12 protein-coding genes and 1 pseudogene are annotated in these 10,451 nt (G+C 72.4%); 5 read left to right on the top strand and 8 right to left on the bottom strand.

The features are described 5' to 3' along the window. The coding region (locus GTW67_RS36220) for a LacI family DNA-binding transcriptional regulator (RefSeq protein ID WP_161164252.1) at positions 1-240 on the bottom strand (240 nt) is incomplete at its 3' end. A gap of 74 nt (positions 241-314) precedes the next feature. After that, complete coding sequence (locus tag GTW67_RS38295) at positions 315-437, bottom strand: hypothetical protein (RefSeq protein WP_272920564.1); 123 nt, start codon at positions 435-437, stop codon at positions 315-317. 7 nt (positions 438-444) lie between these two features. Between GTW67_RS38295 and GTW67_RS36215 the strand changes: the two are divergent. Then, positions 445-1,290 (top strand): annotated as a pseudogene (locus GTW67_RS36215) (penicillin acylase family protein); the annotation flags it as partial. Between the two features lie 28 nt (positions 1,291-1,318). Here the strand turns inward: GTW67_RS36215 and GTW67_RS36210 are convergent. Further along, the gene (locus tag GTW67_RS36210; RefSeq protein ID WP_202438161.1) at positions 1,319-2,572 is read right to left on the bottom strand and encodes an exo-beta-N-acetylmuramidase NamZ family protein; all 1,254 of its coding nucleotides are present in this window, start codon (positions 2,570-2,572) and stop codon (positions 1,319-1,321) included. A 160-nt stretch (positions 2,573-2,732) separates the two neighbouring features. Between GTW67_RS36210 and GTW67_RS36205 the strand changes: the two genes are divergently transcribed. Genes GTW67_RS36205 through GTW67_RS36195 form a run of 3 tightly spaced genes read left to right on the top strand, consistent with a single transcriptional unit; the run spans position 2,733 to position 5,789 of the window. Beyond that, positions 2,733-3,503, top strand: a complete 771-nt coding sequence (locus GTW67_RS36205) for an SDR family oxidoreductase (RefSeq protein ID WP_161168951.1) — start codon at positions 2,733-2,735, stop codon at positions 3,501-3,503. Further along, a complete protein-coding gene (locus GTW67_RS36200) occupies positions 3,500-5,170 on the top strand; it encodes a class I adenylate-forming enzyme family protein (protein WP_161168950.1) in 1,671 nt (556 codons plus the stop codon). Before GTW67_RS36205 ends, GTW67_RS36200 begins: the two co-directional genes overlap by 4 nt. Before the next feature lie 25 nt (positions 5,171-5,195). Then, positions 5,196-5,789: a TetR-type transcription factor C-terminal domain-containing protein gene (locus tag GTW67_RS36195; protein WP_161168949.1), complete on the top strand. Its 594-nt coding sequence runs from the start codon at positions 5,196-5,198 to the stop codon at positions 5,787-5,789. A gap of 51 nt (positions 5,790-5,840) precedes the next feature. Here GTW67_RS36195 and GTW67_RS36190 read toward each other — a convergent pair whose 3' ends face one another. From GTW67_RS36190 to GTW67_RS36180, 3 genes are all read right to left on the bottom strand, one after another. Then, on the bottom strand, positions 5,841-7,055 hold the full coding sequence (locus GTW67_RS36190) for an acyl-CoA dehydrogenase family protein (protein ID WP_161168948.1): 1,215 nt from the start codon (positions 7,053-7,055) through the stop codon (positions 5,841-5,843). A gap of 6 nt (positions 7,056-7,061) precedes the next feature. Further along, positions 7,062-8,096 (bottom strand): phosphotransferase family protein, encoded by a 1,035-nt coding sequence (locus tag GTW67_RS36185; protein ID WP_161168947.1) that lies wholly within the window; start codon positions 8,094-8,096, stop codon positions 7,062-7,064. Positions 8,097-8,282: 186 nt separating this feature from the next. After that, complete coding sequence (locus GTW67_RS36180; RefSeq protein ID WP_161168946.1) at positions 8,283-8,579, bottom strand: hypothetical protein; 297 nt, start codon at positions 8,577-8,579, stop codon at positions 8,283-8,285. A 73-nt stretch (positions 8,580-8,652) separates the two neighbouring features. On the opposite strand from GTW67_RS36180, the gene GTW67_RS36175 reads away from it, so the two are divergent. After that, positions 8,653-9,606 carry an NADP-dependent oxidoreductase gene (locus GTW67_RS36175; RefSeq protein WP_161168945.1) on the top strand — a complete coding sequence of 318 codons (954 nt, stop codon included), beginning with the start codon at positions 8,653-8,655 and terminating at the stop codon, positions 9,604-9,606. Here the strand turns inward: GTW67_RS36175 and GTW67_RS36170 are convergent. Continuing rightward, positions 9,603-9,908, bottom strand: a complete 306-nt coding sequence (locus GTW67_RS36170; protein ID WP_161168944.1) for a DUF202 domain-containing protein — start codon at positions 9,906-9,908, stop codon at positions 9,603-9,605. The genes GTW67_RS36175 and GTW67_RS36170 overlap by 4 nt on opposite strands. After that, positions 9,905-10,297: a DUF202 domain-containing protein gene (locus GTW67_RS36165; RefSeq protein ID WP_161168943.1), complete on the bottom strand. Its 393-nt coding sequence runs from the start codon at positions 10,295-10,297 to the stop codon at positions 9,905-9,907. Before GTW67_RS36165 ends, GTW67_RS36170 begins: the two co-directional genes overlap by 4 nt. Positions 10,298-10,451 lie beyond the last annotated feature (154 nt).

Raw genomic sequence — 10,451 nt, 5'->3', positions numbered from 1 at the left:
GCCGATGACCTCGGCGAACGCCGGGAAGATCGGGTTCTGGAGCTCGGGCAGCACGAGCCCCACCAGGCGGGCCCGTTCCCCGCGCAGTTGCGTCGGGCGTTCGTATCCCAGGACGTCCAGCGCCGTCAGCACCGACTGCCGTGTCGCCTCCGACACCCCCGGCTTGCCGTTGAGGACCCGGCTGACCGTGGCCTCGCTGACCCCAACCTTCTTCGCCACCTGAGCAAGTCGTCGCGTCATACACGCAAGCGTAGCGCAAACCCTCGCAAGGGCTTGCGCTACGCTTCGTCGATTCCCGACAGGGGCGGATCCGGCTAGGGGTTGATGTTGATCTTGAAGGTGGAGGTCGTGTTGCGGACGTCCACGGCGTTGTCGCCGAGCTTCAGCCCGTTGAAGGTGACCTCGCCGACCGCCGGGCCCTGTCCCGGCTCCGGCATCTCGTTGGCCCACCCCCGCTCCGTCGACCAGGACTACTACATCTCCTGGAACAACAAGCAGGCCAAGGACTACCCGGCCGCCTCCTGGGGCAACGGCTCCGTCCACCGCGGCAACCTGCTCGACGACCGGGTGAGGAAACTGGTCGCCCAGGGCGGCGTCACCCGGGCCGCGCTGGTCAAGGCGATGGCCGAGGCGGGCCTCGCCGACCTGCGGGCCGAGGACGTACTGCCCGACCTGCTGAAGGTGGTCGAGTCCGCGCCGGTCACCGACCCCGAGGCCAAGGCGGCCCTGGACCGGCTCAAGGCATGGCTGTCCGCGGGCGGCCTGCGCACCGAGACCTCGGCCGGCTCCAAGAAGTACGCCCACGCCGACGCGATCCGCACCCTGGACGCCTGGTGGCCGCTGCTGGTGAAGGCCGAGTTCGCACCCGGCCTCGGCGGCGGCCTGTACGACGCCTTCACCCGCAACCTGCCCGTCGACGAGTCACCGTCCGCCGCCCACGGCCCGACCGGCGCCCACGCCGGCAGCGCCTTCCAGTACGGCTGGTGGAGCTTTGTCGACAAGGACGTCCGGGCGGTGCTCGGCGAGTCCGTCAAGGGCCCGCTCGCCCGGAAGTACTGCGGCGGAGGCGACCTCGCCGCCTGCCGGGACACCCTGGTCGCCACCCTGAAGGAGGCCGCGGGCCGCACCGCCGCCCAGGTCTACCCGGGCGACGACAGCTGCTCCGCGGGCGACCAGTGGTGCGCCGACTCGGTGATCCACCGCACCCTCGGCGGCATCAAGCACGGCGGCATCAGCTGGCAGAACCGGCCGACCTACCAGCAGGTCGTGGAGTTCACGTCCCACCGGTGACCGGCCGGCACCGCGCCGGCGACAGAGATCAGCGGTAGAGGAGGTACTGGCGGCGCGTCCTGCGGAACGCCGCCAGTTCCCTCTCCCAGCCGGCCACCACCGCGTCGGTGTCCGCGCCCGCGTCGATCATCGTGCGCACCTGCGTGGACCCGGTGAGCTTGTCGATCCAGTTGTCCGGCCGCCAGGCGAAGCCGTCCCAGCTCCGTCTGGCGGTCACCAGCAGCGCGATCCCGGTGCGCACCGGGTCGAAGGCGGCCCGGTCGTGCACATGGAGCTGCACGCCGCCGACCGTCTTGCCCTGGAACTTGGAGAAGGTGGGCGCGAAGTACGCCTCCCGGAACCGCACACCGGGCAGGCCCAGTCCGTTCGCGGCCTCGGCCCAGCGCCCGTCGATCCCCTCGGCGCCGAGCAGTTCGAAGGGACGGGTGGTGCCGCGCCCCTCCGACAGGTTGGTGCCCTCGAACAGACACGTCCCCGAGTAGACGAGCGCGCACTCCGGCGTCGGCATGTTCGGGCTCGGCGGCACCCAGGGCAGCCCGGAGGCGTCGTAGAACTCCGACCGCTTCCAGCCCGTCATCGTGACCGTCTCCAGCGGCACCGGCCGGGCCAGGAACTCGCCGTTGAACAGCAGCGCCAGCTCGGCGACCGTCATGCCGTGCGCCTGGGAGATCGGCTGCCGTCCGACGAAGGTGGCGAACTCCTTGTGCAGCACGGGCCCGAGCGCCGCCCGCCCGGTCACCGGGTTCGGCCGGTCCAGGACCACGAACCGTTTGCCCGCGAGCGCGGCCGCCTCCATGCAGTCGTACAGCGTCCAGATGTACGTGTAGAAGCGCGCGCCGGCGTCCTGGATGTCGAAGACGACGGTGTCCACGCCGGACGCCGTGAAGACGTCCGCGAGGGGCTGCCCGCTCTTCAGGTACGTGTCGTACACCGGCAGCCCGGTCGCCGGGTCGTCGTAGCGGCCCTCGGAGCCGCCGGCCTGCGCGGTGCCGCGGAAGCCGTGCTCGGGCCCGAAGACGGCCGTCAGGTTCACCCGGCGGTCGGCGTGCATCACGTCCACGATGTGCCGCACGTACCGGGTGATGCCGGTGGGGTTGGTGACGATGCCGACGCGCTCGCCGTCGAGCAGGGCGTAGCCGTCGTCGGCCAGCCGCTCGAACCCGGTGCGCAGCCGGCGACCACCGCCCCCGCCCGAGGGGGCCGCCTGGGCCGGGCCCGCGGCCGAGGCGGTGGCCGCCGCCGCGGCCGTGGTGGCGAGCAGGGTGCGTCTGGACAGCGTCATGCGGTGACCTCCGTGATCTCGGCGGGTGTCATGCGCACGCACGCTAACCCGCGCCCCCGGCCCCACGGAACGACTCGAACCGCGGTTCACCTCTTCCGTCGTCCATACCGACTGGTTAGTCTGTCGTCCGGCAGCGCCCGAGCCGTGTCGAAGGAGACCGATGGTGGAAGCCGTGCAGGATGCCGGAGTCGTCGTCACCGGGGCGGGAGGCGGCATCGGTGCCGCGCTGGCCCGCCGCTTCGCGGCCGAGGGTGCCCGGGTCGTCGTCAACGACCTGGACGCCGGACGGGCGAAGGCGGTCGCCGACGAGATCGGCGGCATCGCGGTCCCCGGGGACGCCTCCGCGGTCATCGCCGAGGCCCGCGACGCGCTCGACGGCACGGTGGACGTCTACTGCGCCAACGCCGGTGTCGGTTCCGGCGGTTCGGAGGCCGCCGACGAGGCCGTCTGGGCGCTCGCCTGGGACGTCAACGTGATGGCCCACGTCCGCGCGGCCCACGAGCTGATCCCCGACTGGCTGGAGCGCGGCCACGGCCGCTTCGTCTCCACCGTCTCGGCGGCCGGACTGCTCACCATGATCGGCGCCGCCCCCTACAGCGTCACCAAGCACGGCGCCTACGCCTTCGCCGAGTGGCTGTCCCTCACCTACCGCCACCGCGGGATCAAGGTGCACGCCATCTGCCCCCAGGGCGTGCGCACCGACATGCTGACCGCCAGCGGCAGCGCGGGCGAACTGGTCCTCGCGCCGACCGCCATCGCCCCCGAGGACGTGGCCGACGCCCTGTTCCGGGGCATCGAGAAGGACCGCTTCCTGATCCTCCCGCACCCCGAGGTCGCCGGGTACTACCAGGCCCGCGCCGCCGAACCCGAACGCTGGCTGCGCGGCATGAACCGCCTTCAGCGCCAGTGGGAGGAGGGGACCGCGCGATGACCGGCTCCCGCTACGCCGCCAAGCCCTGGCTGGACCTCCTCACCGACGTCCAGAAGGCCCCGCTCCACGCGGACGCCTCCCTGGTGCACGCCCTGCGCCGGGCCGCCGCCGAGGCACCCGACCGCCCCTTCCTCGCCTACTTCGACGGCCGGCTCACCTACCGCGAGGCCGACGAGCTGAGCGACTCCGTCGCCGGGCACCTCGCCGCCCGCGGCCTGGAGCGCGGCGACCGGGTCGCGGTCCTGCTCCAGAACTCCCCGCACTTCGTGCTCGCCGTCCTCGGCGCCTGGAAGGCGGGCGCGGTCGTCGTGCCGGTCAACCCCATGTACAAGTCGGGCGAGGTCGGCCACGTCCTGCGCGACGGCGAGGTGGCCGCGCTCATCTGCTCCGACCGCGCCTGGGAGGCGTACCTGCGCGACACGGCCGCGGACTCGCCGGTGCGGATCGTGCTCACGGCCTGCGAGCTGGACTTCCAGACCCGGGGCGACGACCGCGTGCTCACCTTCGAGCGGCTGCCGCGGGCCACCGACGCCGACGACCTCACCGAGACGGCCCGCGCAGGACACCAGGCCCCCGAGGACCGCGACCCCGAACCCGATGCCACCGCGCTCATCAGCTACACCTCGGGCACCAGCGGCACCCCCAAGGGCGCCACGAACACCCACCGCAACATCATGTACAACGCCGAACGGCAGCGCACCGGCCTCGGTCTGCCCGAGGCGCCCGTCTACTTCGCGCTGGCGCCGCTGTTCCACATCACCGGCATGGTCTGCCAGCTCGGCGCCTGCCTGAACAGCGTCGGCACGCTCGTCCTCGCGTACCGCTTCGAGGCCGGCGTCGTCCTGGACGCCTTCGCCGAGCACCGGCCGCACTACACCGTCGGCCCGTCCACCGCCTTCATGGCCCTGGCCGCCCATCCCTCCGTGACCCGCGAGCACTTCGCGTCCTTCGCCAACATCTCCTCCGGCGGCGCCCCGCTGCCGCCCGCCCTGGTGGAGAAGTTCCGCGCCGGCTTCGGCCCGTACATCCGCAACGGCTACGGGCTCACCGAGTGCACCGCCCCCTGCGCCTCGGTCCCGCCCCACCTGGAGGCGCCCGTCGACCCGGTCTCCGGGACCCTCGCCGTGGGCGTGCCCGGCCCCGAGACGGTCGTCCGGATCGTGGACGACCTCGGCGAGGAGGTGCCCTTCGGCGAGCAGGGCGAGATCGTCGTCAGCGGCCCGCAGGTCGTCCCCGGCTACTGGCGCCGCCCCGACGCCACCGCCGAGACCTTCCCCGGCGGCGAGCTGCGCACCGGCGACATCGGCTTCATGGACGAGCGGGGCTGGCTCTACGTCGTCGACCGCAAGAAGGACATGATCAACGCCTCCGGCTTCAAGGTCTGGCCGCGCGAGGTCGAGGACGTCCTCTACACCCACCCGGCGGTGCGCGAGGCCGCCGTCGTCGGCGTGCCCGACGGCTACCGCGGGGAGACCGTCAAGGCGTACATCAGCCTCCGCCCGGGCGCCGGCACCGACCCGGATGAGCTGGCCGCGTACTGCAAGGAGAGACTGGCCGCCTACAAATACCCGCGTCAGGTGGAGATCCTCACCGACTTGCCGAAGACGGCGAGTGGGAAGATCCTCCGTCGGGAACTGCGTTCCCGTACGCACGACGACGGACAGTGAGACAACGGAAAGGCAGGTGACGGCAGTGCCCAGGACCACGGACGGGGACGGCACTCCGGTGCCGCAGCGGCTCCTGGCCGCCGCCACCCGGCTCTTCGCGGAGCAGGGCTACGACCGCACCTCGGTGCAGGAGATCGTGGAAGCGGCCGGCGTCACCAAGGGCGCGCTCTACCACTACTTCGGCTCCAAGGACGACCTCCTGCACGAGGTCTACGCGCGCGTCCTGCGCCTCCAGCAGGAACGCCTGGACGCCTACGCGGACTCCGACGAGCCGGTCGAGGAGCGGGTGCGCGCCGCGGCGGCCGACGTGGTCGTCACCACCATCGACAACCTCGACGACGCGTCGATCTTCTTCCGCTCCATGCACCAGCTGAGCCCGGAGAAGAACAAGCAGGTGCGCGCCGAGCGCCGGCGCTACCACGAGCGCTTCCGCGCACTCATCGAGGAAGGCCAGCGGGCCGGCGTCTTCACCAAGGAGGTCCCGGCCGACCTCGTCGTGGACTACCACTTCGGCTCCGTGCACCACCTGTCCACCTGGTACCGCCCCGACGGCCCGCTCACCCCGCAGGAAGTGGCCGACCACCTGGCCGACCTGCTGCTGCGGGCACTGCGCCCGTGAGACGACGCCCCCGGGGAGCCCTACGGCTCCCCGGGGGCGTACTCCGGCCGCTCAGAGGTACTTCTTGATCTCCCGGCGGGCCAGCGAGCGCTGGTGCACCTCGTCCGGGCCGTCGGCGAGCATCAGCGTGCGGGCACCGGCGTACAGCTCGGCCAGCGGGAAGTCCTGGCTCACCCCGCCCGCGCCGTGCAGCTGGATCGCCCGGTCGAGGATGCCGACCACCGCGCGCGGCGTCGCGATCTTGATGGCCTGGATCTCGGTGTGCGCGCCCCGGTTGCCGACGGTGTCCATCAGCCAGGCCGTCTTCAGCACCAGCAGCCGCAGCTGCTCGACGGTGACCCGGGCGTCCGCGATCCAGTTCTGCACGACGCCCTGCTGGGCCAAAGCCTTGCCGAACGCGGTGCGGTCGACGGCCCGGCGGCACATCAGCTCGATCGCCCGCTCGGCCATGCCGATCAGCCGCATGCAGTGGTGGATCCGGCCCGGACCCAGGCGGGCCTGGGCGATGGCGAAGCCGCCGCCCTCCTCGCCGATCAGGTTCGACACCGGCACGCGCGCGTGGTCGAAGGTCACCTCGGCGTGGCCGCCGTGGTAGTGGTCCTCGTACCCGAAGACCCCCATCGCCCGGTTCACGGTCACGCCCGGCGTGTCCCGGGGGACCAGCACCATCGACTGCTGGCGGCGGATGTCCTCGCCGTCCGGGTCCGTCTTGCCCATCACGATGAAGATCTTGCAGTCCGGGTTCATCGCCCCGGAGATGTACCACTTGCGGCCCGTGACGACGTACTCGTCGCCGTCCCGCTCGATGTGCGTGGTGATGTTCGTGGCGTCCGAGGAGGCCACGTCCGGCTCGGTCATCGCGAACGCCGAGCGGATCTCACCGGTGAGCAGCGGCTCCAGCCACTGCTTCTGCTGCGCCTCGTCGCCGAACTGGGCCAGCACCTCCATGTTCCCGGTGTCGGGCGCCGCGCAGTTCGTCGCCGTCGGCGCCAGCTGCGGGCTGCGGCCGGTGATCTCGGCGAGCGGCGCGTACTGGAGGTTGGTGAGACCGGCGCCGTGCTCGGCGTCGGGCAGGAAGAGGTTCCACAGGCCCTGGCGGCGGGCCTCGGCCTTGAGGTCCTCCACGACCTGCGGCGTGTCCCAGGGAGAGGCCAGGCGGGCACGCTGCTCGTCGGCGACCCGCTCGGCCGGGTAGACGTACTCGTCCATGAAGGCGAGCAGCCTGGCGCGGAGTTCCTCGGTGCGTGCGTCGAACGCGAAGTCCATGACGGTTCAGCCTTCCTGAAGGGTGGTCAGGCCGTGCTCGATGAAGACGGGGACGAGTTCGCCGATGCGGTCGAAGCCGCGGCCGACCGTCTGGCCCAGCGTGTAGCGGTAGTGGATGCCCTCCAGGATCACGGCGAGCTTGAACCAGGCGAACGCCGTGTACCAGGCGACCGACGACACGTCGCGCCCCGAGCGCGCGGCGTACCTCTCGATCAGTTCGGCGGGCGCCGGGTGGCCGGGGGCCTGGGCCGTGGTGGAGACGGGGGAGTCGGGCAGGCCGAGCGGGCTGCTGTACATCACCAGCAGGCCGAGGTCGGTGAGCGGATCACCGAGCGTGGACATCTCCCAGTCGAGGATCGCCCTGATCTCGTCCTTCTCGCCGTCCGCGTCGCCGATGAGGACGTTGTCGAGGCGGTAGTCGCCGTGCACGACCGTCGGCGCGGGGGAGCGGGGCAGCTCCCGGCCGAGCGTGGCGTGCAGCTCGTCGATGCCGGCCAGGTCGCGGTTGCGGGAGGCGTCGAGCTGCTTGGCCCAGCGGCGGAGCTGGCGGTCCAGGAAGCCCTCGGGGCGGCCGAAGTCGCCGAGGCCCACGGCGGCGGGGTCCACCGCGTGCAGGCCGACGAGCGTGTCGACCAGGTTCAGCACGGCGGCGCGGGTGCGCTCGGGGCCGAGCGGGGCGAGCTGGGCGGCCGTGCGGTACGGGGTGCCCTCCACGAACTCCATCACGTAGAACGGCGCTCCGAGGACCTCCTCGTCCTCGCAGAGCAGCACCGGGCGCGGCACCGGCACGTCCGTGGGGTGCAGTGCGCTGATCACCCGGTGCTCGCGCTTCATGTCGTGCGCGGTGGCCAGCACATGGCCGAGCGGGGGGCGCCGCACGACCCACTTCGCGGTGCCGTCCGAGACCGCGTACGTGAGGTTCGACCGTCCGCCCTCGATCAGCCGGCCGGACAGCGGGCCGGTCACCAGGCCGGGACGCTCGCGGTCGAGCAGGGCGCGCAACCGGTCGAGATCGAGTCCGGGCGGGTGGTCGGGGCTCATCGTCGCTCCTCGGGCAGGTGAACAGTACGCGACTCATGATGCCGACCGGTCGGTATGGCGTCCAGTGGGGGAGCGGAACGTGATCGGGGCCACGATAGGCCGACAGCTCCCGGCGCGGGAGCGCGGGGAGCTGTGGGGGAGGGGCGGACGAGGAGTGCCGGGTCTCCGTGAGGGGTGGCCGGTCGGTCAGTGGTCGTCCCAGTGACCGTCGTGGGCCGCGTGGCGGTGGCCGTCGTGGAGGTAGTCCACGTGGTCGCCGTGCTGCACGCGCGCGTGCCCGCAGTCCTCGCCGTGCCGGTGCTCGTGGTTCTCGTGGGCCGTGTGCCCGGAGGTCTCGCACTCGTCCCAGTGGCCGCTGTGCTCCCGGTGCAGATGCCCGTCGTGCGCGTAGTCGACGTGGTCGCCGTGGGGGACCTCGGTGTGGCCGCAGGCCGGGCCGTGGTCGTGCTCGTGCGCGGTGTGTTCCTGGTGGAGGGTGGTCATGGCGCTCACCTTAACGGTGCATATCAGTACATTCGGCTTGCGTCGCGTCCGAGTACCCCGGAGGGTCGAAGCCATGAAGGCGATCAGCTACGCACGGTACGGCGGCCCCGAGGTGCTGGAGTACGGCGACGTCCGCGATCCGCGGGTGGGGCCCGACTCGGTGCTGGTGAAGGTGCGGGCCGCCGGCGTCAACCCCGTGGACTGGAAGTGCCGCGAGGGGCATCTCGACGCGCTCATCGAGCCGGTGTTCCCCGTGGTCACCGGGTGGGACGTGGCGGGCGTCGTCGTGCAGCCCGGCGCGTCCGTCACGGAGTTCGCCGTCGGCGACGAGGTCATCGGCTACGTCCGTGAGGACTTCCTCTCCCGCGGCACCTTCGCCGAGTACGTGGCGGCGCCCGTGCGCACCCTCGCGCGCAAGCCGCGCAACCTGACGTACGAGGAGGCGGCCGGGCTGCCGCTGACCGGACTGACCGCGTACCAGGTGATGGGGAAGGCGCTGGGGGTGAAGCGGGGCGAGACCGTCCTCGTGCACGCCGCGGCGGGCGGGGTCGGCTCGATCGCCGTCCAGCTGGGGCGGCACCTGGGCGCGCGGGTCATCGGTACCGCCAGCGAGCGCAACCACGACTATGTGCGCGGGCTCGGCGGGGAGCCGGTGTCCTACGGGGACGGGCTGGCCGAACGGGTGCGGGGGCTGGCGCCCGAGGGGGTCGACGCGGTGTTCGACACGGTCGGCGGAGAGACGCTGAGGATCTCGGCGAACCTGCTGGCCACGGACGGCCGCCTCGCGTCGATCGCCGACCCGGACGTCGTCGACTACGGCGGGCGGTACGTCTTCGTACGCCCCGACGCGGCGGACCTGCTGCGGCTGACCGAGCTGGCGGAGCAGGGGGCGGTCGGCGTGCACGTGTCGGAGACGTTTCCGCTGGAGCGGGCGGCGGACGCGTACCGGCGGAACGAGGAGGGGCGGACGCGGGGGAAGATCGTGGTGACGGTGGACTGGGACTCTGAGAGCCCTGTGAGCCCTTAAAGTACGAGGATCGCGCCGCACAGTGCGAGGCCCACCGTGCACAGTGTGGCCGCCGTGGCGCTCGCGGGGGCGATGACCGGGGGGCGGCTCGCCTCGGCGAGGGTGCGGATGCGGCGGTGGGCGATGCCCAGGAAGCCCAGCCAGAGGGCGCAGCACAGGGCCGTGGCGACGAGCGCGGAGGGGGTCGGGCCGGCGTGCAGGGCGGCCTTCGCGGCGAGTACGGCGACGACGGTGCCGGAGAGGGTCGTGCGGCGCCAGGCGAGGCGGGTGCGCTCGGGCTGGAGGCCGGGATCGCGGGTCATCCCTCCCACCCGACGAGGACGACGACGACCATGACGAGGGCGACCACGGCGACGACGAGGCTGAGCAGCGCCGGGAAGCGGGAGACGGGGAGGTCGTCGCCGCGGCGCATCGCCCGCTCGCAGCGCACCCAGTGGTTGACGGCCCGCAGGGAGCACAGGACGCCGGCGGCGAGCAGCGCGAGGGCGAGTCCGACGCGCCAGCCCCAGCGGAGGTCGGGCAGGAACTGGTCCACGGCGAATCCGCCGCCGATCAGGGCGAGGGCGGTGCGCAGCCAGGCCAGGAAGGTGCGCTCGTTGGCCAACGAGAACCGGTAGTCGGGCGTCGCGCCCTCCTGCCGCACCTCCTCGGGCCCGAACCAGAGCCGAAGGTTCCGCACGAATTCGATCACGCGGGGACTGTATCGGGCGGGCGCCTGCGGCGGCCTGTGGCCGCTGTGTGGGGGTGCGCGTAGCGCCTCGGGTCCGGTGGGTGGGTCGGGGCCGCGCCAACCCGCTTAGCTGCGGGCAGCAGCGCCGCTGGGGCGGCACGGGTGGGCGCAGCGG

This window comes from Streptomyces sp. SID5910 (genome assembly GCF_009862125.1).
Lineage (GTDB): Bacteria > Actinomycetota > Actinomycetes > Streptomycetales > Streptomycetaceae > Streptomyces.
The sequence above is the reverse complement of the archived record's forward strand: the minus strand, read 5'-3'. Positions and strand labels throughout refer to the sequence as shown.

What these genes read in the sequence shown, in the direction of transcription:
- GTW67_RS38295 (WP_272920564.1), bottom strand. Translation starts at nt 437, where the DNA reads ATGCCGGAGCCGGGACAGGGCCCGGCGGTCGGCGAGGTCACCTTCAAC.
- GTW67_RS36210 (WP_202438161.1), bottom strand. Translation starts at nt 2,572, where the DNA reads ATGACGCTGTCCAGACGCACCCTGCTCGCCACCACGGCCGCGGCGGCG.
- GTW67_RS36205 (WP_161168951.1), top strand. Translation starts at nt 2,733, where the DNA reads ATGGTGGAAGCCGTGCAGGATGCCGGAGTCGTCGTCACCGGGGCGGGA.
- GTW67_RS36200 (WP_161168950.1), top strand. Translation starts at nt 3,500, where the DNA reads ATGACCGGCTCCCGCTACGCCGCCAAGCCCTGGCTGGACCTCCTCACC.
- GTW67_RS36190 (WP_161168948.1), bottom strand. Translation starts at nt 7,055, where the DNA reads ATGGACTTCGCGTTCGACGCACGCACCGAGGAACTCCGCGCCAGGCTG.
- GTW67_RS36185 (WP_161168947.1), bottom strand. Translation starts at nt 8,096, where the DNA reads ATGAGCCCCGACCACCCGCCCGGACTCGATCTCGACCGGTTGCGCGCC.
- GTW67_RS36180 (WP_161168946.1), bottom strand. Translation starts at nt 8,579, where the DNA reads ATGACCACCCTCCACCAGGAACACACCGCGCACGAGCACGACCACGGC.
- GTW67_RS36175 (WP_161168945.1), top strand. Translation starts at nt 8,653, where the DNA reads ATGAAGGCGATCAGCTACGCACGGTACGGCGGCCCCGAGGTGCTGGAG.
- GTW67_RS36170 (WP_161168944.1), bottom strand. Translation starts at nt 9,908, where the DNA reads ATGACCCGCGATCCCGGCCTCCAGCCCGAGCGCACCCGCCTCGCCTGG.